This window comes from Agromyces intestinalis (assembly GCF_008365295.1).
In the GTDB taxonomy this organism is placed as follows: Bacteria; Actinomycetota; Actinomycetes; order Actinomycetales; family Microbacteriaceae; genus Agromyces; species Agromyces intestinalis.
The window spans coordinates 2,617,752-2,644,000 of sequence record NZ_CP043505.1 but is presented as its reverse complement, the minus strand read 5'-3'; the positions used below and the strand labels follow the sequence as shown (position 1 = coordinate 2,644,000).

The 26,249-nt window shown below is 71.1% G+C and carries 22 protein-coding genes and 1 pseudogene; 10 read left to right on the top strand and 13 right to left on the bottom strand.

Annotated features, from left to right (window positions below; all coding sequences use genetic code 11):
* Positions 1 to 40: 40 nt before the first annotated feature.
* The 5 genes from FLP10_RS11980 to FLP10_RS11960 all read right to left on the bottom strand — a co-directional run bounded on the left by FLP10_RS11980 (position 41) and on the right by FLP10_RS11960 (position 5,567).
* Complete coding sequence (locus tag FLP10_RS11980; protein WP_149161072.1) at positions 41 to 1,084, bottom strand: zinc-dependent alcohol dehydrogenase family protein; 1,044 nt, start codon at positions 1,082 to 1,084, stop codon at positions 41 to 43.
* A gap of 113 nt (positions 1,085 to 1,197) precedes the next feature.
* The gene (locus FLP10_RS11975) at positions 1,198 to 1,926 is read right to left on the bottom strand and encodes a hypothetical protein (protein ID WP_149161071.1); all 729 of its coding nucleotides are present in this window, start codon (positions 1,924 to 1,926) and stop codon (positions 1,198 to 1,200) included.
* Complete coding sequence (locus FLP10_RS11970) at positions 1,923 to 2,648, bottom strand: hypothetical protein (RefSeq protein ID WP_149161070.1); 726 nt, start codon at positions 2,646 to 2,648, stop codon at positions 1,923 to 1,925. Before FLP10_RS11970 ends, FLP10_RS11975 begins: the two co-directional genes overlap by 4 nt.
* Positions 2,645 to 3,025, bottom strand: coding sequence for a PadR family transcriptional regulator (locus FLP10_RS11965; RefSeq protein WP_149161069.1), 381 nt, complete (start codon positions 3,023 to 3,025; stop codon positions 2,645 to 2,647). Before FLP10_RS11965 ends, FLP10_RS11970 begins: the two co-directional genes overlap by 4 nt.
* Positions 3,026 to 3,092: 67 nt before the next feature.
* Positions 3,093 to 5,567 (bottom strand): HAD-IC family P-type ATPase, encoded by a 2,475-nt coding sequence (locus tag FLP10_RS11960; protein WP_149161068.1) that lies wholly within the window; start codon positions 5,565 to 5,567, stop codon positions 3,093 to 3,095.
* Between the two features lie 74 nt (positions 5,568 to 5,641).
* On the opposite strand from FLP10_RS11960, the gene FLP10_RS11955 reads away from it, so the two are divergent.
* The gene (locus tag FLP10_RS11955) at positions 5,642 to 6,673 is read left to right on the top strand and encodes a DMT family transporter (RefSeq protein WP_149161067.1); all 1,032 of its coding nucleotides are present in this window, start codon (positions 5,642 to 5,644) and stop codon (positions 6,671 to 6,673) included.
* A complete protein-coding gene (locus tag FLP10_RS11950) occupies positions 6,616 to 7,320 on the top strand; it encodes an alpha/beta fold hydrolase (protein WP_149161066.1) in 705 nt (234 codons plus the stop codon). The genes FLP10_RS11955 and FLP10_RS11950 overlap by 58 nt, the downstream gene beginning before the upstream one ends.
* 341 nt (positions 7,321 to 7,661) lie before the next feature.
* On the opposite strand, the gene ypfJ is transcribed toward FLP10_RS11950, so the two are convergent.
* The 3 genes and pseudogenes from ypfJ to pip all read right to left on the bottom strand — a co-directional run.
* Positions 7,662 to 8,543: a KPN_02809 family neutral zinc metallopeptidase gene (gene ypfJ, locus FLP10_RS11945; protein ID WP_149161065.1), complete on the bottom strand. Its 882-nt coding sequence runs from the start codon at positions 8,541 to 8,543 to the stop codon at positions 7,662 to 7,664.
* Positions 8,544 to 8,589: 46 nt separating this feature from the next.
* On the bottom strand, positions 8,590 to 9,384 hold the full coding sequence (locus FLP10_RS11940; RefSeq protein ID WP_246150013.1) for an alpha/beta hydrolase: 795 nt from the start codon (positions 9,382 to 9,384) through the stop codon (positions 8,590 to 8,592).
* Positions 9,385 to 9,569: 185 nt separating this feature from the next.
* Positions 9,570 to 10,526, bottom strand: a pseudogene (gene pip, locus FLP10_RS11935) (prolyl aminopeptidase); the annotation flags it as partial.
* Between the two features lie 295 nt (positions 10,527 to 10,821).
* Here pip and FLP10_RS11930 point away from each other — a divergent pair.
* From FLP10_RS11930 to FLP10_RS11895, 8 genes are all read left to right on the top strand, one after another.
* Complete coding sequence (locus FLP10_RS11930; protein WP_149161063.1) at positions 10,822 to 12,348, top strand: sugar transferase; 1,527 nt, start codon at positions 10,822 to 10,824, stop codon at positions 12,346 to 12,348.
* Between the two features lie 81 nt (positions 12,349 to 12,429).
* Positions 12,430 to 13,404, top strand: a complete 975-nt coding sequence (locus FLP10_RS11925; protein ID WP_246150012.1) for a glycosyltransferase — start codon at positions 12,430 to 12,432, stop codon at positions 13,402 to 13,404.
* Complete coding sequence (locus tag FLP10_RS11920) at positions 13,401 to 15,125, top strand: GMC oxidoreductase (protein ID WP_246150011.1); 1,725 nt, start codon at positions 13,401 to 13,403, stop codon at positions 15,123 to 15,125. The genes FLP10_RS11925 and FLP10_RS11920 overlap by 4 nt, the downstream gene beginning before the upstream one ends.
* Before the next feature lie 239 nt (positions 15,126 to 15,364).
* Entirely contained in the window at positions 15,365 to 16,000 is a 636-nt protein-coding gene (locus FLP10_RS11915) for an acyltransferase (RefSeq protein WP_149161062.1), read from the top strand.
* Positions 15,997 to 16,878, top strand: a complete 882-nt coding sequence (locus tag FLP10_RS11910; protein ID WP_149161061.1) for a WecB/TagA/CpsF family glycosyltransferase — start codon at positions 15,997 to 15,999, stop codon at positions 16,876 to 16,878. Before FLP10_RS11915 ends, FLP10_RS11910 begins: the two co-directional genes overlap by 4 nt.
* Positions 16,875 to 17,927: a glycosyltransferase family 2 protein gene (locus FLP10_RS11905; RefSeq protein WP_210418395.1), complete on the top strand. Its 1,053-nt coding sequence runs from the start codon at positions 16,875 to 16,877 to the stop codon at positions 17,925 to 17,927. Before FLP10_RS11910 ends, FLP10_RS11905 begins: the two co-directional genes overlap by 4 nt.
* Positions 17,924 to 18,832, top strand: a complete 909-nt coding sequence (locus tag FLP10_RS11900) for a DUF6492 family protein (protein ID WP_149161060.1) — start codon at positions 17,924 to 17,926, stop codon at positions 18,830 to 18,832. The genes FLP10_RS11905 and FLP10_RS11900 overlap by 4 nt, the downstream gene beginning before the upstream one ends.
* 275 nt (positions 18,833 to 19,107) lie before the next feature.
* Positions 19,108 to 20,967, top strand: a complete 1,860-nt coding sequence (locus FLP10_RS11895) for a DUF4082 domain-containing protein (RefSeq protein ID WP_210418394.1) — start codon at positions 19,108 to 19,110, stop codon at positions 20,965 to 20,967.
* Positions 20,968 to 20,998: 31 nt separating this feature from the next.
* On the opposite strand, the gene FLP10_RS11890 is transcribed toward FLP10_RS11895, so the two are convergent.
* The 5 genes from FLP10_RS11890 to FLP10_RS11870 are packed head-to-tail and all read right to left on the bottom strand — an operon-like array spanning position 20,999 to position 26,220.
* A complete protein-coding gene (locus FLP10_RS11890) occupies positions 20,999 to 22,387 on the bottom strand; it encodes an O-antigen ligase family protein (RefSeq protein WP_149161058.1) in 1,389 nt (462 codons plus the stop codon).
* Positions 22,384 to 23,139, bottom strand: a complete 756-nt coding sequence (locus FLP10_RS11885) for a hypothetical protein (RefSeq protein ID WP_149161057.1) — start codon at positions 23,137 to 23,139, stop codon at positions 22,384 to 22,386. The genes FLP10_RS11890 and FLP10_RS11885 overlap by 4 nt, the downstream gene beginning before the upstream one ends.
* A gap of 30 nt (positions 23,140 to 23,169) precedes the next feature.
* Positions 23,170 to 23,865 carry a hypothetical protein gene (locus tag FLP10_RS11880; RefSeq protein ID WP_149161056.1) on the bottom strand — a complete coding sequence of 232 codons (696 nt, stop codon included), beginning with the start codon at positions 23,863 to 23,865 and terminating at the stop codon, positions 23,170 to 23,172.
* Positions 23,862 to 25,181 (bottom strand): rhamnosyltransferase WsaF family glycosyltransferase, encoded by a 1,320-nt coding sequence (locus tag FLP10_RS11875; protein WP_210418393.1) that lies wholly within the window; start codon positions 25,179 to 25,181, stop codon positions 23,862 to 23,864. The genes FLP10_RS11880 and FLP10_RS11875 overlap by 4 nt, the downstream gene beginning before the upstream one ends.
* 28 nt (positions 25,182 to 25,209) lie before the next feature.
* Positions 25,210 to 26,220 carry a glycosyltransferase family 2 protein gene (locus FLP10_RS11870; RefSeq protein ID WP_168209188.1) on the bottom strand — a complete coding sequence of 337 codons (1,011 nt, stop codon included), beginning with the start codon at positions 26,218 to 26,220 and terminating at the stop codon, positions 25,210 to 25,212.
* Between the last annotated feature and the right edge of the window lie 29 nt (positions 26,221 to 26,249).

Below are 26,249 nucleotides of genomic sequence, written 5' to 3'. Positions count from 1 at the left end.
CCGGGCGACGATCCGGCGCTCGCCGCGAACCTGCCGACGCCTACAGCTCGACGACCGTCATGCCCGAGCCCTGCGCTCCGGCGGTGCCCATCTTGGCCAGCGCCTCGGGCACGTCGTCGAGGCGGATCGTGCGCCCGACGAGCTCGATCGGCCGGAACGCCTCGCTCGCGACGGCACCCAGCATGTCGGGGTACTCGTGGGCGGCCATGCCGTGACTGCCGAGCAGTTCGAGCTCGCCGGCGATCACGGCGTCCATCGGCATGGGCGCCGACGCGGCATCCCCCACCATGAGGCCGATCTGCACGTGCCGGCCGCGCTTGCGCAGGCTGCGCACGCTGGCGAGCGAGGTCTCGGGGCTGCCGTACGCGTCGATCGAGAGCTCGACGCCGCCCTCGCTGATCTCGCGCACCCGCTGCGCGGCGCCCTCGCCGCCCTCGACCGGGATGGCGCCGAGCTTCTCGACGAGCTGCAGGGCTGCCGGCGAGACATCCACCCCGTAGGTCTCGACGCCCGCCGCGACCGCGATCATGATCGCCGAGAGCCCGACCCCGCCGCAGCCGTGCACCGCGATGCGCTCGCCGGGCTGCAGCCGGCCCCGCGTGACGACCGCGCGGTACGCCGTCGCGAACCGGCAGCCGAGCGACGCTGCCTCGACGAAGCCCAGCGCGTCGGGCAGCCGGATGAGGTTCAGCTCGGCCTCGTGCACGATGACCTCTTCGGCGAACGAACCCCAGTAGGTGAACCCGGGCTGCTGCTGCTGGTCGCAGACCTGCTCGTTGCCGCTCAGGCACTCGGGGCAGCGGCCGCACGCGCTGATGAACGGCGCGGTGACGCGGTCGCCGACCGTCCACCCGCTCTCGGGCGAGACCTCGGCACCCAGCTCGAGGATCTCGCCCGCGAACTCGTGGCCCGGCACGTGCGGCAGTCGCACCGTGTCGTCGTGGCCCATCCACGCGTGCCAGTCGCTGCGGCACAGGCCAGTGGCGCGCACGCGCACGATGGCGCCGCGCGGCGGGCATGCGGGTCGATCGACCTCCACGACCTCGGGCTCGGCACCGAACTCGGTGTAGCGGACTGCGCGCATGCTCCTCCTCGTTCAACGCCCCAAGTGAGTATGGCGGATGCCGCGGCGCGGGTGGAAAACGGGCAGGATGCCCCGGGCCGTGTCGGCACCGGGGCATCCTGCGCGCCTGCTGATCAGTGCGCGTCGTCCATGCCGGTCACGTGCACGGCGTAGCCGATGCAGCCGGCCGTCGTCCAGTCGTAGTCGTCGCCGAGCGGGCGGTCGGGCGCACCGTCGAGGGCGAGCTTGAACTCGTCGGTGTATCCCGCCCAGCCGGTGCCCCAATCGCCTTCGACACGCAGCCAGTACGGCGTGAACGTGTACGTGAACCCGGCCTCGAGCATGCAGTCGGCGATGATGCCCTGCTGCGTGAGCCAGATCTCGGTGTTCGCGGGGTCGTCGCCGTGGGAGTCCGCGAGCCGTGGGATGACGGCGATGTCGGTCGAGGCGTCGAAGATCGGCGAGCCGGCCGCGTTCGTGCCGACGGCCCCGGGGATTCCGGCACCCTCGACGGTCGTCGTCGCCTCGGTCGAGGGCGCCGGGTCAGTCGTCGAAGTCCCGCCCGTCGAGGGCGCGACGGAGTCGGGCACCTCGGTCGCCTCGGTCGCCGCCGGGTCGGCCACAGGCGCAGCGGATGCCTCGTCGAGCGCGTCGTCCGACGCCGGCGTGGTCATCCGGGCGTCGTACTCGGCCACGGAGTTGGCCGCGCTTGCGGCGAGCGTCGCACCTGCGCCGGCCGCGACCACGAGGCCGGCAGCGGCGACGAAGACCAAGACGCGTGCGGCGCGCGTCGGCCGGCGTTCGAGGCGCCGCTCCTCGTCGAGCAGCTCGGTGAGCTCGGGGCGGTCGGGGTGATGGGTCATCTGGATCTCCTCGGGTTCACGGCGTGCGCGGCGCGCACGGCGACGTCTTCGCGCCACCAGTGGAATGCGGCGGCGAGGCAGAGGATCGCGAGGCCCGCGCTCGCGATCGACGTTGCGGCGTCCCACCAGGGCGCACTGCCGACGACGACCACCATGGTCGCGCTCGCGTACCAGAGGATGCGCCCGGCGTGCAGGGCGAGCAGGGCGGTCGGCACGGCGAGGGCGGCTGCGGCCGCCGACCGCCAGCGCCGGCGCGAGAAGCCGACGAGGGCGACGAACGCGGCGAGCGTGAGCCCGGCGACCAGCAGCGTGTCGCGCGGCACCCAGCCCAGATCGCCGATCGCCACCGCCCGGAAGACCCGCGCCATCGTGAAGACGCCGAGTGCGACCTCCACGAGTCCGATCGTGAGCACTGCGACCAGCAGCCCGGCGTTCGCCCGCAAGGCGAACCGATGGGCTGGATCGGAGGCCCGGACCTGCCGACGTCGCCACACGAGGTCGGCCGGTGCGCCGAGCAGCGCACGGCGACGGAGGTCACGCGCGAGTGCTCCGGCGCCCATGCCTGCCTGCTCGGCCCAGACGGCGTGCTCGTGCAGGTCGGACGCGATCTCGTCCTGGCGGGCGGCGGCGACCTCGGGCGCGAGGCCGCGTGTGTAGGTCAGCGTCCATCGCAGCACTCCGCGCGCGGCGCGGCGGAACGGGCCGCTTCGCGCGGGGCTCACGCGATCGCCGGCTTCGAAGCGGAGCGCGGTGCGGATACGGCCGCCGCTGCGAGCGACGCGGCGCGCGAGGCATCCGCTGCCGCCCGAACCGCCTGCTCACCGGCACCGGTCACCCGATAGAGGCGCCGCCGTGGCCGGCCGTCGGCCTCGGCCGCCTCGGGCGACTCCCACTCCGATTCGAGCAGACCCGCATCGGCGAGCCGGCCGAGTGCCTTGTACAGCGTGCCGTGCGCGATGAGCGCGGCGCCGTCGCGGTCGGCGAGCGCGCGCGCGAGCGCGAAGCCGTAGAAGGACGCGTCGGCTGACTGCAGGGTCAGGCCGGAGTCGAGGATCGCGAGCTCCAGTGGAAGGAGCACGCCTGCTTTGCGACGTGGCATGGACAAAGAATAGGAATATAGGTTCCCATTGCGCAAGGGGCTGGCGCGAATTGGCGCCCGCGCGCCCTCACCCGCCCTCGCGACGCAGGCGCGCGCGCTCGGGCTCGGCGATCTCGGACGCGGTGCCGAACCGGCGCCGATGCCAGAACCCGAGCACCTCGATCGCGATGATCGCGATCGGCACGACGATCGCCATGTCGATGACGGTGTCGATGTCGGGCATCTCGAGCGCCAGGAACTCGACCGCGATCGGCACGATGAGCACGAGCACGAGCCCGGCGACCATCGCCGCGACGACCGCCGCCTTGATCCAGGTGAACGGCCGCGACAGCACCACGAGGATCCACAGCCCGATGCACGCGAGAGTCACCATCGACGCGGTCTGCACCTGCGACTCCGAGGCGCCGATCGCCCGCGCGTGCCCCGACACGTACGCGATCGATAGCGCCACCACGAGCCCAGCCGGGATGGCGAACGACAGCGAACGCTGCAGGAAGCCGGGGATGTACCGCCGGGTGTTCGGCAGCAGCGCGAGCAGGAACGCGGGGATGCCGATAGTGAGCCCGTCGGTGATCGAGAGCTGGCGCGGCAGCAGCGGGAACGGCCAGAGCAGGATCCCGAACAGCAGCGACATCGCGACCGCGTACGACGTCTTCGAGAGGAACAGCATCGACACGCGCTCGATGTTCGCGATGACCCGCCGGCCCTCGGCGACGACGCCGGGCATGTGCGAGAACTTCGAGTCGAGCAGCACGATGCGCGACACCGCCTTGGTCGCCGCCGACCCCGATTCCATCGCGATGCCCATGTCGGCGTCTTTGATGGCCAGCGCGTCGTTGACGCCGTCGCCCGTCATCGCGACGGTGTGGCCGCTCGACTTCAGCGCGCGCACCATCTCGCGCTTCTGCGAGGGCGTCACCCGGCCGAAGACGTGGTGCTGCTCGAGCACGTCGGCGAGCTCGGCGAGGTCGGTCGGCAGGGCGCGCGCGTCGTAGCCGCCGCCGGTGTCGATGCCCACCTCGCGTGCGACGGCGGCGACGGTGAGCGGGTTGTCGCCCGAGATGATCCGCACCGAGATGCCCTCCTTCGCGAAGTACGACATGGTCGCCTTCGCGTCGGGTCGCACCACCTCGCGGAAGGTGAGCAACGCCACGGGCCGCAGGTCGGCGGGCAGTTCGGCGTCGGGCGCGTCGCCGGTCGCATCGCCGGATGCCTCGGGCCGGCCGTCGGCGTCGGCGATCACCCGAGGCGACCAGGCCAGCAGCAGGGTGCGGCGGCCGGTCGCGGCGAGCTCGGATGCCTCGGCGAGCGCGGGCTCATCTGCCGGTGTGCGGCCGGCGAGCACGAACTCGGGCGCACCGAGCACCCAGGTGCCCTGCGCGTGGCCGCGGAAGCTCGCGGAGCTCCACTTGCGCGATGACGAGAACTCGATGCGCGAGACGGGCTCGAGGTGCGGCAGCTCGGTGAACTCGTCGGCGAGGCAGCGTGCGGTGGCGTTGGCGTCGGGCACTCGGCCGTTCCACGCGAGCACATGGCGCCAGCCGTCGGGTTGGTCGTGACCGATGGGGTGTGCGGCGTCGAACCGCACCTCGCCGCTCGTGATGGTGCCGGTCTTGTCGAGGCAGATCACGTCGACGCGGGCGAGCCCCTCGACGGCGGGCAACTCCTGCACGAGCACGTTGTGCGCGCCGAGCTTCACCGCGCCGACGGCGAACGCGATGCTCGTCATGAGCACGAGTCCGAGCGGGATCATCGCGATGACCGCGGCGATCGACGCGGTGGCGGCTTCGTCCCACGCGCCCGAGCGGAACGCCTCCTCCCAGCCGCCGGCGGCCTGCATGTTGGCGTTCACGACGATCAGCGCGATCGGGCCGATGCCCCAGGTGATCCACCGCAGGATCCGGTCGATCGAGCTGCGCAGCTCCGACTTCACGAGCGAGAAGCGCTTGGCCTCGGCGGTGAGCTTCGCGGCGAACGCATCGGCGCCGACCGCGGTGACGCGGGCGACGCCCTCGCCGCCGACCAGGATCGAACCCGACAGCAGCTTGTCGCCCGGGCCCTTGTCGATCGGTTCGGACTCGCCGGTGAGCAACGACTCGTCGGCCTCGAGTCGCACGGCCTCGAGCACCTCGGCGTCGGCGGTGACCTGGTCGCCGCTGCGCACGATGAGCAGGTCGTCGAGCACGACGTCCTGCATGGGGATCTCATCCTCGACGCCGTCGCGCCGCACCCGCGCCTTCGGTGCGTGCAGCAGTGCGAGCCGGTCGAGCGAGCGTTTGGCCCGGTACTCCTGGACGACGCCGATGATGGCGTTGGCGATCGCCGCGAACCCGAAGAGGGCGTCCTGCCATCGGCCGAGCACGAACAGGAACGCGAACGCCGTGATGACGATCGCGTTGAAGAGCGTGAGGACGTTCGCGCGGAGGATCGACCAGACGCTGCGGCTCGAGGCATCCGTCGAGCGGTTCACGCGACCGTCGGCGACCCGGGCGGCGACCTCGGTCGCGGTGAGGCCGGTCGCGTCGTCGATCACCTGCGTCACCGTTCCCCCTCTGCGGCCACTGGGACGAGTGTCGCACAGATGCGGTCATCGGTCGATTGTGGAACAATCCTGGCATGCGTTACGTCGCGGCAGTGCTGCTGGCTGCCCTGTGCTTCGGAACGACCGGCACCGCACAGGCGCTCGGCCCCGACGCCGACCCCATCTCGATCGGCGCCGCACGCCTCGTGATCGGCGGCGGCGCGCTCGGTCTCATCGCCGCCATCCAGTGGTTCGCACGGCGGCTGGATCCGCCGCGCCGGGCGAGTGAAGCATCCGTCGCTTCCCCGCGCCGGGCGATCGCGACCTGGGGGCTCGTGCTCCTCGGAGCCGCAGGCGTCGTCGCCTACCAGCCGGCCTTCTTCGCCGGCACTGCGGCGAACGGGGTCGCCATCGGCACCGTCGTCGCGCTCGGCTCGGCGCCCGTCATCACCGGCGCGCTCGACTGGCTCACCCGGCGGCGCTACCCGGGCGCCCGCTGGCTGGCGGCGACGGCCGTCGCGACCTGCGGCGTCGCGCTGCTCGCCTTCGCCGACGGCGGCACCGGCGGCGGGACTTCGCCGCTCGGACTGCTCGCCTCGGTCGGCGCGGGCGCCTCGTACGCGGTCTACACGCTCGCCGGCAAGGCACTGATCGACCGCGGATGGCAGTCGAACGCGAGCATGGGCGCCATGTTCGGCACGGCGGCGGTGGCCGGGCTGCCCGTTCTGCTGCTGACGGATGCCTCGTGGCTGGCCACCCCCGCAGGCCTCGCCATGGCGCTCTGGCTCGGGCTGGTCACCACCACGATCGCCTACGTGCTGTTCGGGGCCGGGCTCGTCGGACTCGCGCCCGCGACCGTCTCGACGCTGACCCTCGCCGAGCCGCTGACCGCGGGACTGCTCGGCGTGCTGCTGCTCGGCGAGCAGCTCGCTCCGAGGGCCTGGCTCGGGCTCGCGGTGCTCGCCGCGGGCATCGTGGTGCTCGCGGTGCCCGGTTCGGGCCGCCCGCGCGGTGACCGGGCGCGACCGGCTCCGCCTCCCATGTCGGAGGTCGCGCCTACCGTCGACGCATGGACGTCATCCTCATCCCCGGTTTCTGGCTCGACGCCTCATCGTGGGGGCAGGTGACCCCGCTCCTCGAAGAGCAGGGGCACCGGGTGCACCCCGTCACATTGCCGGGTCTCGAGTCGGTCGACGCCGACCGGTCGGGCATCGGCCTGGCCGACCACATCGCCGCCGTCGTCGACCTCGTCGACCGGCTCGACGGTCCGGTCGCGCTCGTCGGCCACTCGGGCGGCGGGGCGGTGGCGCACGGTGTCGTCGACGCCCGCCCCGATCGCATCGCCAAGGTGATCTACGTCGACGCGGGCCCGCCCGCCGACGGCGACGCCATCAACGACGAGCTGCCCGTGGTCGGCGACGAGGTGCCGCTGCCCGACTGGGCGGTCTTCGAAGACGCCGACCTGGTCGACCTCGACGACGACCTGCGCGCCGAGTTCCGCGAGCGGGCTGTGCCGCTGCCCGCCGCAGTCGCGAGCGACCCGATCCGGCTCGTCGACGAGCGGCGCTACGACGTGCCGATCACGATCATCGCGTGCGAGTTCCCGAGCGCGCTGCTCGTCGAAGCGATCACCGGGGGGCAGCCGTGGGTGCGCGAGCTCGGGCGCATCCGGCAGGTCGAGTACGTCGACCTGCCCACCGGCCACTGGCCGCAGTTCACCAAGCCCGTGCAGCTCGGGCAGGCGATCGCGGCGGCGCTGCCGGCACTCGGCTGAGCGCGGGCGGCGCGTGCGAGCCGTTGCGCCCCTGCTCGGGGTGCGGCGGCCCGCCGCGTGACGCATCGACGCGCGCCTGGCCGTCGTGACCCGCGCTGCGACGCGGTTCGGGCTTCGAGTACCAGTGGTCGACGCCCCGGGTGCAGGTGCACGTGCACGCGATCACCTCGTCACCGTCGACCGCGCGGAAGAACTCGCGGTGCGGTACCGGGCGTTGCTTTCGTCGCATCGGTCGGATCCCGTCATTCCGCGGGCCGGCATCCGTGTCGACCCGTCACGGTATGAGACGGCGAACCCGGGCGATCATGACGCGGGTTCGCCGAATCGGCTCCGAATCCGGGTCAGAGCTGACCGGCAGGCACCCCGAACGTGTCGCAGGCGGCCGCGCCCTGCTCGTAGCCGGTCGTGAACCAGCGCTCGCGTTGCTCGCTGGTGCCGTGCGTGAACGAGTGGGGGTCGACCTGCCCCTGCACCGACTGCTGGATCCGGTCGTCGCCCACTGCGGCGGCCGCGCTCAGCGCGTCGTCGATCTGCTGTTGCGTGAGCGGCATCAGGAACGGCACGCCCGCCTCGTCGGTCGGCGAACCTGCCGCCCAGGCGCCGGCGAAGCAGTCGGCCTGCAACTCGGTGCGCACCGAGTTCGAGGCCGGGCCGGTCTGCCCGTCCTGGGCCTGCTGCAGGATGCCGGCGAGGTTCTGGATGTGGTGGCCCCACTCGTGCGCGACGACGTACATCTCGGAGAGGGTGCCGCCGTCGGCGCCGAATCTCGACTCGAGCTCGTCGAAGAACGCCACATCGAGGTAGATCGTCTCGTCGTTCGGGCAGTAGAACGGCCCGGTCGCGCTCGACGCCCCGCCACAGCCCGTCGCGACCTGCTGGTCGAACATCACCAGGTCGGCCGGCGAGTGGTAGGCGACGCCGAGCTGCGGCGCCTCGTCGGCCCAGAACACGTCGAGCGATGCCGACGCACCCTTCATACGGCACTCGATGTTCGCGTTCGCGTCAGCGCCCGTCTGGCACGCCTCGAGCGACGACTCCTCACCGGCGCCCGTGCCGCCTTCGGCGCCACCCCCGACGAACCCGCTGAGGTCGACGCCGAGCAGCTGCGACAGCAGGAAGATCGCGATGATGCCGATACCGCCGCCGCCGACCGCGATCGCCGTACCGCGCCCGCGTTTCGACGCTCGCCCGCGGCTGATATCGGAGTCGGGATTGAACGTCATGAGTCGAAGGTACCGACCTGGCGGTTCCGAGGCATCCGCTTGACGTTCACCCCGCGGATGCGGCAGTGAACCGCGCGACCGCCTCGGCGATCTCGCGACGCGCGGTGTCGCTCTCGACCGTGGCTGCGCCGTCACCGGACTGCACGCCGTAGTCGCCGAACGCCGCGTGGTTGAGCCCGGGCAGCAGCACCGTGGTCGACGCGGGCGGCAGGTTGCCGGCCGCCGCGGCGATCTCCTCGGGCGTCGAGAGCCCATCGAACTCGCCGGCGAGGGTGAGCACCGCCAGGTCGGTCTGCGACAGGTCGTTCGCGCAGTAGCTGCCGAAGAGGATCAGGCCCACCACGCCGGCGTCCGAAGCATCCGGCCCGTCGGCGAGCTGGCACGCGCGCACCCCGCCGAGCGAGTGCCCGCCCAGCCACCAGCGCTCGATCCCAGGCACCAGCGCGGTGTATGCCGATGCCGGGCGGGCGTCGAAGAACGCGAGGTTCCAGGCCGGCCTCGGCACCACGATGGTGAGGCCCGACTCGGCGGCGACGCCGCTCAGCTTCCACAGATACGCGGCGGGATCGACGCGCGCGCCGGGCAGGAACACCAGCCCCTCGCCGCTCGGGTCGTCGGGGGTGATGACGAGCCCCTCACGGAAGGCGTCGAACCGGCCATCGCCGAGCGGCTCGATCGTGACGGCGTCATCGCGCCACGCGGCGATCGCCGCCGGCCGCTCGCCCATCATGACGGTGCCCGCCCACGCCGCGAAGACGACGACCGCGAGCGCGAGCGCCGCCACCACGGCGACGACGATGCCCGGCGCGCGGCGCCCTGCCGGGCGATCCGATGCGCTCACTCGCGGTCGGATTCGGCGTCATCGGGGCCGGATGCCTCCTGGTCGGACACATCCTCGGATGCTCCGCCCTCGTCCTCCCAGGTGGACACCTGCTCTTCGTGCGCCTCGGCCTCGTGCGCCTCGGCCTCGTGCGCGTCGGCCTCGTCGATCGGGTCCGGTTCGTCGGGCGCCTCGTGGTCGCGGCTCTGCTCGGCGAATCGATCCGTGGCCTCGATCAGCGCGTCGAGGATGCCGGGCTCGTCGAACGCATGGCCCGCGTCGCCGATGATCCGCAGCTCGGCCTCGGGCCACGCCTCATGCAGATCCCACGCCGTCATCATCGGGGTGCACATGTCGTACCGCCCCTGCACGATGACCGCCGGAATCCGTCGCAGCCGCGAGGCATCCCGAATCAGTTGCCCCTCGTCCCACCAGCCGCCGTGGCGGAAGTAGTGGTTCTCGATGCGCGCGAACGCGGTCGCATACTCGGGCGAGGTGAACTTCGCGATCGTCTCGACCTGGGGCAGCAGCGTGATCGTCGACGACTCCCAGCGGCTCCACGCGATCGCGGCCGACTGGTGCACCTCGGGGTTGGGATCCTGCAGCAGCCGGCCGTACGCCTCGATCAGGTGGGTGCGCTCGAGCACCGGAACGGGCGCGATGAAGTCCTCCCACAGATCGGGGAAGATCGCCGACGCCCCACCCTCGTAGAACCAGTCGAGCTCGCTGCGGCGCAGGGTGAAGATGCCGCGCAGCACCAGCTCGGTCACGCGCTCGGGATGCGTCTGCGCGTACGCGAGGGCGAGGGCACTGCCCCACGACCCGCCGAACACCTGCCAGCGCGCGATGCCGAGGTGGTCGCGCAGCCGCTCCATGTCGGCGACGAGGTGCCAGGTCGTATTCGCCGAGAGGTCGGCGTCGGGCTCGGAGGCGTGCGGGATCGAGAGCCCGCATCCGCGCTGATCGAAGAGCACGATACGGTACCGCTCGGGATCGAACAGCCGCCGGTGTTCGGGCGTCGTCCCCCCGCCGGGCCCGCCGTGCAGGAAGACGACGGGCTTGCCCTCCCGCGCGCCCGACACCTCCCAGTAGATGTGCTGTCCGTCCCCCACGTCGAGCATGCCGGTCTCCAGCGGCTCGATCTCCGGATACAGGTCCCTCATGCACACACGGTAGCGATGATGCCCGTCGGGCGGTGCACGGCACTCCGTCACCCGATGGAGGGCCCCCCTCATTGGGGGAGGCCGATCGAGGGGATCGCCAGTACTGTCGCCGCAGGTGCCACGGACGGTCGCAGCGAGGCGGGGGACGTCCACATACGGCCGACGGGGCGCTGACTACCCGTATCTACCCGAACCGGAGCGCGCCTGTGAACGCCTCAACGCGGTCGACCCTGCGGCCTCCCGCAGCACCACCCGAGATCCCGACCCGCGCCGTGCGCACCTCGCGAGGACCCCGATGACGACCATCGGTACCGGCGATGCCCGGGTCGACGCGACGAGCCTGGGGCTGGTCGGTCGGCGGGGCGATGCGATCGTCGACAGCGCGCCGGTCGCCAGCGGACCCAGCTGGGCGCAGCGGTACCGCGTCCTGCTCATCATCACGGACGTCGCCGTCGTGCTCGGGGCCGTCGGCCTCGGACTCTTCGTCAGCCTCCCGGCTCCGCGGACAGCCGCGGTGCCGCCTGCCGCCTCCGCGGCGGCCGCGATCGGGCTCGTCGCGGTCTGGCTCGCGATGCTCGCCGTGCTGCACTCGCGCGACATCCGGGCACTCGGCATCGGCGCGACCGAGTACAAGCGCGTCGTGAACGCCACGCTGCTCGCGTTCGGCGCCGCGGCGATCCTCTGCGCCATCGCCATCGTGCCCGCGGTGCGGTCGTTCCTGCTCGTGTCCCTTCCCGTCGGCACGGTCGCGCTCGTGGCCGGGCGCTGGCTCTGGCGCAAGTGGCTCGGAGCCCGCGCGACGGAGGGACACTTCCTGTCCCGGGCGATCGTGGTCGGCGGCGCCGACGACGTTCGATACGTCATCGAGCAGATCGCCGAGACCGGCGGGCCGCTGTTCTCCGTCGAGGGCGTCGCGCTCGATCCCGAGCCCGACGGGTCGACCCGCGGCACCATGATGGTCGGCGGGCGCCTCATCCCGGTGATCGGCGACCTCGACGACGCCGCGGTCGCTGCGGCGCGCATCGGCGCCGATGCGGTCATCGTGGCGGGCCAGCCCGCCAGGGGCGGCGCGTACATCCGCTCGCTCGCCTGGTCGCTCGAGCCGTGCGGCGCCGAACTCGTCCTCTCGAGCCGGCTCGCCGACGTCGCCGGGCCCCGCATCCATCTCCGTCCCGTGCAGGGACTGCCGCTCATCCACGTCGAGACGCCGCGGTTCGAGGGTGGCAAGCACGTGCTGAAGCGCACGTTCGACATCGTGGCCTCGGGCCTCGGGCTCATCGCCATCTCGGGTCTCCTGGCGGTGATCGCGATCGCCGTCAGGCTCGACGGCCCCGGCCCCGTCCTGTTCCGTCAGCGCCGCATCGGGCGCAACGGCGAGACGTTCGAGATGCTGAAGTTCCGTTCGATGGTGCCCGACGCCGAGGAACGCCTCGCCGAACTCACGGCGCACGACGAGGGCAACGGCGTGCTGTTCAAGATCAAGGACGACCCGCGTATCACTCGGGTGGGGCGGTTCCTGCGTCACCACTCGCTCGACGAGCTCCCCCAGCTGTGGAACGTGCTGCGTGGCGAGATGAGCCTCGTCGGGCCTCGCCCGCCGCTGCCGGCCGAAGTCGCGGCGTACACCTCCGATGTGCATCGGCGGCTCTTCACGAAGCCCGGCCTCACCGGCCTGTGGCAGGTCAGCGGCCGTTCCGACCTGACCTGGGAGGAGAGCGTCCGGCTCGACCTCTACTACGTCGAGAACTGGTCGCTCACGGGCGATCTGATGCTGATCTGGCGGACGCTCAAGGTCGTCTTGCGGCCGAGCGGCGCCTACTGAGCCGGCCACGACGCTCCGACCCGCCCATCCTCCCGCTTGCCCCGCCAGACCACAGAACGATCCAGAGGGACCCGAACCACGATGTCCAGTCCGCACCGCCAGCCGTCGATCGCAGCGGCGCCCTCCCGCCCGAGCGCAGCCGAGGTGCCGCCCGACGGGTCGGTCGACCCCCGGCCCACGTCACCTCGAGGGCTGCCCGCCGACGCGATGACCCCGGATCGCACCGGAGCGGTGATCATCCCCGCGCATGACGAGTCCGCCGTCATCGGGCGCACGCTCCGTTCGCTGGCTCCGTTGGCCGCGCACACCGGCATCGAGGTCATCGTGGTCTGCAACGGATGCTCCGACGACACCGCCTCGGTCGCGAGGGAGTTCGAGCACGTCCGGGTCGAGGAGATCGCCGAGGCATCCAAGACGGCGGCCCTCAACGCCGGAGACCGCATCGCCGCATCCTGGCCGCGGCTGTACCTCGACGCCGACATCGAGATCGCGCCCGAATCGGTGATCGCGGTCTTCGACGCCCTCGAGGAGCCGGGCCTGCTCGCCGCGCGCCCCTCCTACGTGTACGACACGAGCGGCGCCACGGCGCCGGTGCGCGGGTACTACCGCGCACGCAGCCGCATCCCGGCACCGGCGTCTCGCCTCTGGGGGGCCGGCGGCTACGCCGCGAACGAGTTCGGCCACCGGCGCCTGCCCGAGTTCCCGAGCGTGACCGCCGACGACTCGTGGTTCGACGCCCAGTTCGACGAAACGGAGAAACGCGTGATCGCGACGTGGCCGATGCGGGTCCGCACCCCCCGCGACACCGAGGGGCTGCTCGCCGTGCTCACCCGGCAGCGGCGCGGCTATGTGGAGCTCGGCATCCCCTCGTCGGCCGGCCCGCGCGGTGTCGCCCTGCTGAGCTCGGTGCGGGGGCCCCGGAGCCTGCTCGACCTGGTCTGGTACGTCGGCCTGACAGCGGTGTCGCGTCGTCGCGCCGAGAAGATCCTGCGAACGAACCAGCGTGCCTGGGAGCGCGACGCGTCCAGCCGCGCCCACGTCGGAGCGGCGCAGTGACCACGGCGGCCGAACAGGGCCTGCCGACGGGCCGATACGACTGCTGCGTGGTGGGCGCCGGGCCGGTCGGGCTCGCCTTCGCGATGGAATCCGCTCGCGCGGGACGCACAGTGCTGCTCATCGACGCCGGCACCGAGCGCTCGGGTCGGCGCGACATCGAGTCGACCGAGATCGGCAGCACCCGGATCATCGACGACGCCCGCCACGCGCCGCTCCAGCTCACCCTTCGCCAGGGCATCGGAGGGACCTCGTGGCTGTGGGGCGGCCGGTGCGTACCCTACGAGCCGATCGACTTCGAAGCGCGCGACTACGTGCCGGGCAGCGACTGGCCGATCGGTTTCGCCGACGTGGCACCGTGGCAGGCGGCGGCCGCCGAGTACCTCGACTGCGGCACGGCCGAGTTCCGATCGAGCCGCCCAGATTGGGAGGGGCTCGGCGAGTTCGAGATGTCGAACCTCGAGCGATGGGCGCGCCAACCCAAGCTCGGGCCGCGCCTCGGCGCGCTGGTGGCCGAGGATCCGCGCATCACGGTCGTCACCGGAAGCCGCGTCACCGACCTCGACCTCGATGAGGACGGCTCGGTCTCCGCACTCGTGGTCGAGCAGGCGGGCGCGACCGCGCGGCTGCACGCGGACGCGTACGTGCTCGCCATGGGCGGACTCGAGACGACGCGCTTCCTGCTCGACGTCCAGCGTCGACGGCCGGCGGCGTTCGGGGGGCCGAACGATTCGCTCGGTCGCTACTACATGGGCCATCTCACGGGCAGCGTGGCCGACATCGTGCTGAACGATCCGGCCCGCTCCGCGGATCTCGACTTCGAGCTCGACGAGCACGACACCTACATCCGGCGACGGTTCACACTGACCGAACAGGCGCAGCGCCGCCACCGCGTGCTCAACACCAGCTTCTACCTCGACAATCCGCCGTTCTACGAGTACGAGCACCGCAGTGCGACGCTCTCCGCCGTGTTCCTGGGGCTGACCGTTCCGCCCGTCGGCCGTCGCATCCTGGCCGAGGGCATCCGGTTGCGGCACATCGGCCCCCGGCCGTACCGCATCGGCCACCACATCGCCAACATCCTGCGCCGACCGTGGCGGGCCGCCGCGGAGGTGCTGGACATCCTGCGCAAGCGCTACCTGTCGCCGATTCGGAAGCCCGGGTTCATCCTGCGCAACGAAGGCGGCCGGTACGCGCTGCACTACCACGCCGAGCAGGTTCCCGATCCCGAGAGCCGAGTGTGGATGCACACCGACGAGGCGGGGCCCGAGCTTCGCATCGACTACCGCTACCGCGAAGAGGACATCGACTCCCTGCTGCGCTGCCATGAACTCCTCGACGAGCAGCTGCGCGCGTCGGGAATCGGCCGGGTCGAATACCTCGCCGACGATCTCGACGGGGTGCGCGCATCGGTCTGGGAGCAGGCGACCGATGGGTTCCACAGCATCGGCACCACGCGCATGGGCACGGATGCCGCCGATGGCGTGGTCGACCGGGACTGCCGGGTGTTCGGCACGCGCAACCTCTACATCGCCTCGAGCAGCGTGTTCCGCACGGCGGGCGAGGCGAATCCCACGTTCTTCGCCGCGACCCTCGCGGTTCGGCTGGCCCATCACCTCGCGTCGGTGCCGGCCCAGCAGGCCGCAGACGGGGTCGGTGCGGTCGTGTCCCCTGAGGGGGGTTCCCCCACTCTGGGGGGAGAGAACGCGGTGGCACATCAGTAGCGTCGAGTTGCGCCCCGGGCACGACCGCTCGGCCGGGAGCCGATCGTGAACCTCGGCCGGCCGGCCGGCACCACCCGGGACGCGGAACCCGTTCAACCCGACTACCCGAAGACCGCCGATGCGGTCTCCCTCTCCGATCCGGAGCTGCCCGTGATGCGCTCATTCCCGTCGACACGCGGTGTCGTCCCAGGCCGACGGCGCATGCCCATCGTCATGCCGGGAGCAGAGGGCGCACAGCGATGACCGCCGTGTCCGTGGCAGTCGACGACCACGCTGCACCTTCCGTCCGCGTCGCGGCGAGCGCGGCGATCGATCCGACGTCGGCGATCGGCGACGATTCGGCGGTCTGGCACCTGACCCAGGTCCGCGAGCACGCGATGATCGGTCGCGAGTGCATCATCGGCCGCAACGTGTACATCGGCCCGGGTGTCGTGCTCGGCGACCGCTGCAAGGTGCAGAACAACGCGCTCGTCTACGAACCCGCCCACCTCGAGGACGGCGTCTTCATCGGCCCGGGCGTGATCCTTACGAACGACGAGTTCCCGCGGGCGGTGAATCCTGACGGCACCCTCAAGTCCGCCGACGACTGGACGGCGGTCGGCGTGACGGTGCGGCAGGGCGCGTCCGTCGGCGCGCGGGCGGTCTGCGTGGCACCCGTCGTGATCGGCGAGTGGGCGCTCGTCGCCGCCGGCGCGGTCGTGACCAAGGATGTCGCGGCCCACGCGCTCGTCGTCGGAGTCCCCGCCCGCCGGGTCGGGTGGGTCGGACGCGCAGGTGTGCCGCTGGTCGAGGGCCCGACCGACATCTGGGTCTGCCCACGCACCGGGGAGCGGTACCGCTCGGTCGGCGAATCGCTCGTCGAGGAGCCGACATGACGCTCATCCGACGCGATCCCGAGCCCGGCGGCGTCGATCCCCGCCGAGCCCCCGCCGGCCGCCACCAGCCCCCCGCCGAGGGCCGAACCGAACCCGAACGTGTTCGGCTCGGCGGGGTCCCCGTCGACCTGCACGCGCACGCCGACGCCATCGAGCGCATCCGGCGCTGCTCGCTCACCTCGGGCGAACGCCCGCTGGGCGTCGTCTCGGTGAACCTCGATCACTTGCACTACTTCGGCGAGCGGCGCATTCTGAGCGGCGCATTCGGCTTGCGCGAGGGCGTGCACGGTGACATCCGATGGCTGTACCTCATCGACGGCGCGCCGATCGCCGCGCAGGCCCGCCGCACCACCGGGCACGCGTGGCCGCGCCTCGCCGGAAGCGATCTGATCGGACCGATCCTCGCGCATGCCGAGGCCGACGGCGTCACCGTCGGTTTCGTCGGCGGTGCGCCCGAGGTGCGCGACCGGCTGACCGAGGCGCTGCGCGCGCAGTACCCCCGCCTCGACTTCCGCGGCGTCTGGTCGCCGACTCGCGCCGAACTGCTCGATGTGGATGCTTCGGCGGCGATCGCCGCCGAGATCGCCGCCGCGGGGGTCGACCTGCTCGTCGTCTGCCTCGGCAAGCCGCGCCAGGAGCTGTGGATCGACCGATTCGGCGCCGCGACCGGCGCGAAGGTGCTGCTCGCGTTCGGCGCGGTCGTCGACTTTCTCGCCGGTCGCGTCTCGCGCGCACCCGAGTGGATCTCGTCGCACGGCCTCGAGTGGGCCTGGCGTCTCATGCTCGAACCCAAACGTCTCAGCAAGCGCTACTTGGTCTACGGGCCGGGTGCGTATCGCACGCTGCGGCGCAGCAGTGCGGGGGCGGAAGCGCCGTGAGCGCGCCCGGCCCGATCAGCGCCGTCCCGGTCGGTTCCGCGCCGATCGGTTCCGCGCCGGTCGGTTCCGCGCCGATCGCGCGCGACCTCGCGACCGCTCCCCCGGGCCGGTTCGCCGGGCCCGACGAGGCCGTCGACGTCGCGATCGTGGTGGTCACCTACCAGAGCGCGGACGACCTCGACCGCCTGATCGCCTCGCTTCGACACGAAGCCGGGCACCAGCGGCTGCGCGTGATCGTCGCCGACAACGCTTCATCGGATGCCACGCTTCACGTCGCCCGCGGCCACTCCGACCTCGTCGTCGCAGAGACGGGCGGCAATCTCGGCTACGCCGGCGGCATCAACGCCGCCATGGCGTCGATCGGCGAGGCCGACGCGATCCTCGTGCTCAATCCCGACCTCGTCGTCGAGCCCGGTGCCGTCGCTGCGCTCCGCGCACGCCTCCGCGAGTCCCGCGCCGGAATCGTCGTGCCGAAGATCCTCGACGCGGACGGCGAGACGTACCCGTCGATTCGACGCGAGCCGACGCTGCTCCGCGCGCTCGGCGACGCGGCGTTCGGGAGCCGGTTCGCGTCGCGCCCGGGTGCGTTCGCCGAGGTGGTCTCCGACGGCGGCGCCTACGAGAACGCACACCCCCTCGACTGGGCGACGGGCGCGGCGCTGCTGATCGACGCCGGCGCGGCCCGCACGATCGGGCCCTGGGACGAACGGTTCTTCCTCTACTCGGAGGAGACCGACTTCTTCCGACGTGCGCGCGATCTCGGGTACGCGGTCTGGTTCGAGCCCACGGCGGTGGTGCGACACACGCAGGGCGGTTCCGGCGCATCAGTCGACCTCGAGCGGCTCATGGCGGTCAATCGCATCCGGTACGCACGCAAGCACCACGGTCGCGTCGCTGCGGCGGCGTATCGGGGAGCCGTCGTCCTCCACGAACTCGCTCGCGCGTGGATGCCCGCGCATCGCGCCACGCTTCGCACCGTGGCATCCGAACGCACCTGGGCAGACCTGCCCCGCGCGTCCCGACCCACCCGAGCCGGGAGCGGCACATGAGCCTCGCGATCGTCACCCCGAGCTACGCGCCCGACTTCGAGAGCTTCGCACGCCTGCACGAATCGGTGCTGCGGCACACCTCCGAACGGATCCGGCACCATGTGCTGGTTCCTCCGCCCGACATCCGCCTGTTCTCGGAACTCGCGTCCGACCGACTGCAGGTGCACTCCCAGTTCGACGTCCTGCCGGGCTCGTTCGTCTCGACGAGCCGGCTGAGCCGTCTGGCGCGACTGCCGCGACGATTCAACGTCGCGGCGGTGAACCTGCGTCACCCCTGGCCGCCGGTCCGCGGTTGGATCCTCCAGCAGTTGGTGAAGCTCGCCTTCGTCGCGAGCCTCGACGAAGATGTCGCGCTCATCGTCGATTCCGATGTGCTCGTCGTGCGCGACCTCGACGAGACGATGTTCCGCGACGGCGACCGGGTGCGCCTCTACCGGAACCCCGGCGCCGTGCACTCCGGAATGACCCAGCACATCCAGTGGCGCGCGAACGCGGCGCGCCTCATCGGCACCGCCTCCCCCGACCCCGACGCCGCCGACTACATCGCGAGTTTCCTGACCTGGTCGCCGGCGACCGTGCGGGCGTTGCTGGCGCGTGTCGAGTCCGTGTCGGGTCGCCCGTGGTCGACCGTGCTCGCAGCGGAACTCGCGCTGTCGGAGTGCTTGCTGTACGGCGAGTTCGTGGCTGCGTTCGGAACGGATGCGGAGCAGTCGTTCACCTCGGCTGAGACCCGCTGCCACAGCCATTGGGACCCGGCTCCACTCGATTCGGCGCGCGCGGCCGAGTTCGTGCAAGCACTCGGTGCTGACCACCTCGCCATCCACGTTCAATCGACTTCCGCCACCGACCGCCGGGTGCTCGATGACCTGGCCGCGGCCGCCGAGACGAAGGCCGGGACGGTCTGAACGGGTGGGCGTCATGTTCCGAGTTGTTCACGCGAAGGGGTTGCGACGCCTCACGAGGCCGATGTTAGGCTGTGCCGCGGGTGCGGGACCCTACTCGCCACACTCGATCGACGAACACCTCGACCGAGCATGGGAACAACAACGTGTCGCAGAACTCGCAGGGTCGCATGGACCGACGTATCGCTGACCGAAGACGAGCAACCAGGACGCGCACGCTCCCGTTCTTCGCTCTCGCCCTCGCCGCAGCGCTCGCCGCGGGGTCAGCGGCCATCGGCTTGACGGCGACCGCTGCCCCTGCCGCCGCAGTCGGCTTCCTCGACGAGCGCACCCAACCGCGCACCACCGTGGTCGGCAAGTCCGGGCCGGTCGAACTCGGCGTGCGCTTCTCGGTCGCTCGAGCGGGAACCGTCGTCGGCATCGAGTTCTACCGCCCGCGCGGAGCCACCGGCCAGCAGGTCGGAACGCTCTGGGGCCCTGAGGGCGAGCGGCTGGCGAGCGTGCGATTCCCGAAGGACGGTTCGACGGGGTGGGTGTCCGCCGACTTCGACACGCCGGTCGACGTCGAGCCCGGGAAGACGTACATCGCCTCCTACATCGCCCCGAAGGGGAAGTACGTCGTCGACGCACGCGCCTTCACGCGCTGGACGAAGCACGGCCACATCATCCTGCCCAAGGGCGCGGGTGTCTATCGCGACGGCAAGGGCCACGGCAAGTATTCGAAGTTCAAGCAACGCAGCGCGAACTACTTCGTCGATGTGCGGTTCATCCCCAGGCGAAGCGACCGCCCTACCGCCACATCGGCGCCGCCGCCGACGCCGACGACCGCTCCGGTGCCGACCTCCGTGCCGACCCCCACGTCAGCTCCGAACCCGACACCCCCGACCACCCCGACGCCGGCCCCGCCGCAGCAGACGGCTCCCCCGGTCACCTCGCCGCCGAGCGCATCGCCGACCGCGACGCCGGTCCCGACCGCCCCGAACCCGCGAGCGACACTCGACCTTCCGCTCGAGCCGTGGTACGGAGGTCCGTCCTACTACGCGAAGTTCCCGAAGGCCGCCGCATCCGGGTGGACCGACCCCTCGTTCTTCCCGATCGCGGTGTTCTTCGGCAAGCCCGGCCACGCCTCCGCCCTCGCCGCTATCGGCGTCAACACCTACATGGGCGCCGAGCACGACGGTTCGACGATGAGCTCGATCACCCGCCACGGGATCTCGGTGATCGCCCAACCCGAGTGGACGCCGGCTGAGGTGGGCAGCAACGCCCGCGTCGTCGGATGGCACATCAGCGACGAGTGCGAGATGGGGCTCGGCGGCTGCGACGGGGAGGAGTTCGATCGGCTCGCCACACAGCGCCGGTACGCCGACGAGTCGAGATCGCTGGGTGATGGCCGGTTCCTTCAGGCCAACTTCGGGAACGGCGTGCTGGGCACGTGGTGGGCACCGACGACCATGGACGACCACCTCGGCTTGATCGACCTCTCGAGCGTCGACAAGTACGCCTACACCAGCCCGCACGTGCAGGATCTCCTGCGCTCCACGCCATCGTGGCCGCGCGGCATGAACCCTGCGAGCGCCTCCGCGTACGGATGGCAACAGGACCGCATGGAGTCGTTCACGTCCCCCAGCGGCGCCAAGCCGAACTGGGTGTTCGTCGAGACCGCGAAGCCCTATCTGACCGAGAACGGGGCGACCACGATCACCGGCGATCAGATCGAAGGCGCCGTGTGGAACTCGATCATCCACGGCGCATCGGGGATCGCGTACTTCCAGCACAACAACGACGGGAAGTGCGGCAACTACTCGCTCGTGCAGTGCTCGACGGCCCTCAAGAACACGGTGCGCGACATCAACGCCCAGGTACGGTCCTTGGCCCCCGTGATCAACACGCAGTCGTACGTGTGGAACTTCGGCCCCGGACTCGAGACGGCGCTCAAGGTGCACGGAGGCTACGCCTACATCTTCGCGATGACCGATGCTTCGACCGGCTCCCGCACCTTCACCCTGCCGGCAGGGATCTCGGCCGCCAGCGTCGAGGTCGTGGACGAGGCCCGGCGGATCCAGGTGACCGGCGGGAAGTTCACCGACACGTTCGCCGCCGAGCACACGCACCACGTGTATCGGATCGCTCTCGACTGACCGACGCGCGAAGGGCGCCCGCCGGGGCACGTCAGCCGGCAGCGCGCGCTTGCCCGCCGGGACTCGAATCGGGCAGCGACGCCAGGATCCAGCGGTCGGCGTCGGCGACGGCGCGCAGGGCACCGCAGAGGCCGATGACGAGGAAAAGGATGCTCGCAGACATCGGGAACGACAACGCATCGAAGCCGATCATGAGCACCGCGGCGGTGAGGCACGCGGCCACGAGTCCCTGGCCGAATTGCAGCACGTCATGCTCAGCCGAGGCCCGGCGCGCCGCCCAAGCGCTCCACATCGCGGTGAGCAGCAGGCTCGCGAACGCGAGCACGCCGAGCAAGCCGATTTCGACCGCCAACAGCACCCACTGGTTGTCGAAGATGTAGTACCGCGGCAGGAACGTGCCGAGGCCGGCCCCGACCAGCGGCGACACCGCGATGAACCCCGGTGCCCGAGCGAGCCCCGTCGTGCGTGAGATCGCGCTCGGCTCGGTGGACACGCCGGTGAACATCGACATCATGGTGCCGAACATGCCCGGGAACACCACGATCACCGCGGCGACGAGCACCGCGGTCGCCAAGAGCGTGTAGCCGCGTGCACGACGCGGCAGAGCCGGCAGCATCGCGATGAGCCCGACGCCGAAGCCGAGCAGGGCGGACCGCGACGCCGACACCAGCGTCGCGCTCGCGATGACGAGCAGCGGGAGCCACAGCCGCAGGTGGAACAGTCCGTTCCGCTTCGAATGCTCCCCGACCATGGCGTAGGCGAGCGCGAGCGGAAGACAGATCGCCAGCACCGTCGCGTACTCGAGCGGATGCACCGCGGTCCCCGCCGCGCGCACGAATGATCCGCGCACCTGGATGCCACCCTCTTCGGTGCGGTTGAACCCGGGGATGCTGATCTCGTCCACGATCGACATCCCCGTACCGGTCTGCACGAGTCCCAGCAACGCCACGACGCCGACGAGCAGCACCAACCGCGCGACGAGGGTGCGCAGGTCCCGCATCGTGCGGATGCCATCCATCGCGACCAGCGCGACCCCACCGTACGAGACGAAGCGGATGAGCGCGTTGATCGCCGGTGTCACCTGGTCTGCGGGCTGGCCGCGCAGGACTGCGACGGCGAAGCTGACGAGCGCGACGACGATCAACGCGGCGAGCGCGAGTCGCACCGGTTGCGGCGGAGGGACCACCGCGCGGCCGTGTGCCTGGACGTTGTGCGTCACCCACCAGAGCGCGAGGAACAGCCCCCAGAGCAGCGACGGACGACCGAGGGTGCCCAGCGCACTGATCGCGAGATTCGACGGCACGAGGCACACCAGTGCGATGTACACGGTGAGCATCGTGACCGCGTCGAGACCACGTCGACGCTGGAACCCGCGATGGTCGCGTGCAGGGATCGGATTGAATGCCTCGGGCGCGGTCATCTTCGGAATGCGTCGTCGGACACGGGACCCCGCTCGCGCTCGCTCGCCCAGGGGTCGTCCCGGACCGCGCTCACCGGAGGATCGCTCGGACGAGCGACGTCCACGGACACGTCGGCGTCATCGGCGGGCTGCTCGGCCACCGCCGCCCCCACCCGACGCCTGCGGCGACTCATCCCCTCGACGATCGCGGGCGTGAGAATGCTGATCAGCAGGCCGACCGCGGCGACGCCCGCGGTGATCATGAACCGGGTCCGCTGCACCACCACACCGGTGTCGTCGGCCACCAGCGGCACTGCGACGATCCGGCGATCCGAGCTGATGCCCTCGTCGGCTTGCAGCGCGTTGAGGGTCGAGGTGACATGCTCGATCGACGTCGTGAGCACGACGCCCGCGATGTCGTCGTCGTCGGATTCGACCGAGATCGCGATGACCGGGCTCGCCGTCGACTGATCGCGTCCGATCACGACCTCGGTGCCCGGGTGCTCATCGGTGATCGAGTCGTGAAAGGTTTGGGAGTTCGCCGCCCGGACGACGACGTCGCCCACCCCGGACAAGCCCGACATGAAGAGGTACGGGTTGCCGCCCTCGGGAATGCTCGCCGAGTCGGGGAGGAGCAGCAGGCTCGCGTTGCGCTCGTAGGTCGGACGCACCAGGAAGAACACGACGAAGGCCAGCACCATCGTCAGGATGACTGCAGGAAAGAAGAGGTACCAGCGCCGCATCAACATGCGCAGGCTCTCGGTGAGGTTCATAGGGCGTCCACTCTTCGGGTCAGGATCACGTTATCCGGTGTTCACCGCTGGTCCGCGCAAATCCGCGTCCGCTCGATTCGGCCGCCGGAACCGGCGGAGTCCTCGGTCCAACAGGACGGCGAGCCAACCGCCGGTGATGAGCGCGGCCGCCAGGATGGCGCCGAGCGCCAGCAAGCGGTCGCGTGTGCTGCTCTGGACGTGTTCGATCGAGGTCGAGAGCGGCATCACGAACGTGTCGATGTGGGCGTCGGGCGCCGCACCGCGCATGGCCTGCTCGCGATCGGCAGTCGTCAGGATCCGCCCGAGGACCTCCCGCTGCCTCGCCTTCACCCATTCCTCGGTCCGGCCGACGATCGACACGGCGATCTCGGCTCGGGTGAAGCTCATGCCCCATTGGCCGCCGACGTTCGGGACGCCGATCCGCACGCCCTCGCGAACCCCGGCGCCGTAGGCGGGAGCATCCTCAGCGGCGTACCGGTCGATCGGACGACCGTTGTTGACCGCCTCGGCGATGGTGGCGGCGAATCCGATGACGCCCTCGGCGTCGATGCCGTTGTCGGGCCGCAGCGCCACCCCGCCCGGCAGCATGAAGGCGACGATCGGCTTGCTCACGTACGATCCGCCGCTCCGATCGAGCCAGACGAATCCGCTGATCGCGACCGCGAAGACGACCGCAAGCACGTACCACCGTCGCAGGAGGACGAGGACGAGGTCTCGGAAGGTCATGTCGGCCGCTCTCGCAGAGGATGGTCGTCGTCGGTCGGCGCCGCCTGCAGAGGGGGCACGGGCGACGAGCCTATGCCGACAACCTCGGAGATCGCTGCGCCCGCTCCGCGCGACACCGGGCCGCGCAGTTCGTCGCTGATGATCGCGAAGACCGCGTCCTGCACCGTCGACCAGCTCACCGAGGCGGATTCCTCCTCGCCTGCGGCGGCCGCAGCTCGTCGCCGCGCATCCGGCGCCTCCACGACGGTGCAGAGCGCCTCGGCGAGCGCGGAGGGATCGGGCGCAGCCCAGACCACGTGCGAGTGGCGGAGCTCGACGCGAGCGTACGGATCGTCGTTGACCACGGGGATCGCTCCGGCGGCGAGCATTTCCTCCGGCACGAGCGACACGTTGGTGAACGACAGGGCGAGTCCGCCGAGCACCCGGTTGTAGAGGTCGTTGAGCTGAGACGGGTCGAGGTTCCCATGATCGATCACGGGAACGGTCCAGTTGCTCACGGTGTCACCGAACGTGTGGATCGTCTGCTCAGGGTGGCGGCGATGGAACTCCTCGAGCGCGAGCGTGCCGAGCGAGTAGCCGCGACGCTCGTTCTGCCGGCGGACGTAGAACAGGACCCCGCTGCGATCGCCCCGGTTCTCGAACCGGTACGACTGGGCGTCGCGCCCGAACGGGACGAGGTCGGATGCCACGCCGCGCTCCAGCAGCAGGCTGTGCACCATTCGCCCGAGCGCGATGATCCGGAAGCCGAACCGGTAGGTGTTCTCCGCGAGCGCGTACGTCGAGCCGCGCGGATGGAAGAACGGTTCGAAATCCTGCACGAAGTAGAGTCGCGCCATCGGGGCGGTGCCGTACTTCGCGAGCACATGCGCACTCTCCCACGAACTCGCGACCGCCGCAGCCACTCCGGTGATGCCCGCGCGCGCGTCGCGGATCTCCGCGTCCAGCCACGGCCAATGCTCGCGGATGACGCGCGCGTGGCGCTCGAGGTCTCCGCCGCGCGCGTCGTACAGGAAGATCACACTGCTGAGGCCGCGTTCGCGGAGCCCGGCGATCATTCGGAACAGGGTGGTGTGCCCGCCGGATCCGGCGGCGGGTGCGGCCATCACCCAGCCGACCTTCGCGTCCGCGGGCGCCGGTCCGTCGAGGGTCGGCAGGTCGAGCGCGCTCGCCCCGACGAGGTCGGCGTCGGCGATCGCGCGCCCGAGTGAGGATGCTCCGCTGCGATGGTAGAGCTCGTAGATGACCCGTCTCGACACACCGCCGACACCGTCTCGCCGCACCCGTCGGACGAGCTCACCGAGTCCGATGTGCGTCATGGCATCTCCTCTTCGGATCGATCGCTCGTCATAGTCCGGTCTTCTCCCAGTGGCGGCGAGCGCGCGCAGCTCGAAGCCGGTTGCCCACCGCCCAGGCCACGAGCGCCGGTGATCGGCCCGCGCCCGAACCGAGACGCAGCGCCCGGGCGAGCAGCCGCACTTCGCGCACGCCGGTCAGATCCGCCCCGGACGCATCGACGAACCGTTGGTAGTCGACGATCTCCGCCTGGGTGCCGCGTCCTCGTACGCACGCCGCGATCGCTCGCCGCAACGCCTCGATCGCGAGGGTTCGCCTGGCGACCGCGAGGCGGGCGGCATCCGCCACCGAGTCGCCGAGACCATCGGTCAGCAGCACCTCGAAGGCCGCGAGACGTTCCTCCAGGTCGCCGATCACGTCGGTGTCGGTCGCCGAGAGGCTCGCCGGGTGCTCTCGATGCCACGCCTGGTCGGCACCATCGATCCAGCCGACGTCCGACACCCGGGCGATGCGCATCCACATCTCCATGTCGTGGGTGTGGGCGAGCTGGCGCTGACCGCCGACCTCGGCCACCACGGACATGCGCATCAGCGCCTCGGGCGACGTGATGCAGTTGACGCCGGATTCGCACCGCAGATCGAGCCAGGCGGGGCCGTCGGTGATCCGCCACCGCGTCGCATGCGCCCGATGCGTCGACGGACGATCCCCGGCGAAGTGCACGGGGCGACCGTAGACGAGCCCCACCGATGGCTCGGCTTCGGCGAGCGCGACCGCGCGGGCGACCGAGCCGGGCGTGAGGATGTCGTCGGCGTCGAGCCGGACGAGGTACTCGCCGGTCGCGACGGCGAGCCCATCGTTGAAGGTCGCGACCGGCCCGCTGTTCCGGGTATGGCGCACCAGCCGCACGTGCTCGCCGTAGGCGGTGGCGACCGCAGCCGAATCGTCGGTCGATGCGTCGTCCACGACGATGACCTCGATCTGCGCCCCGGCCTGCGCCAGTGCGCTGTCGATCGCGGCGGCGAGGTACCGGCCGTAGTTGAAGCAGGGGATCACCACACTCACCCGAGGGCGCGTTCCGGGCGTCTGGGCGA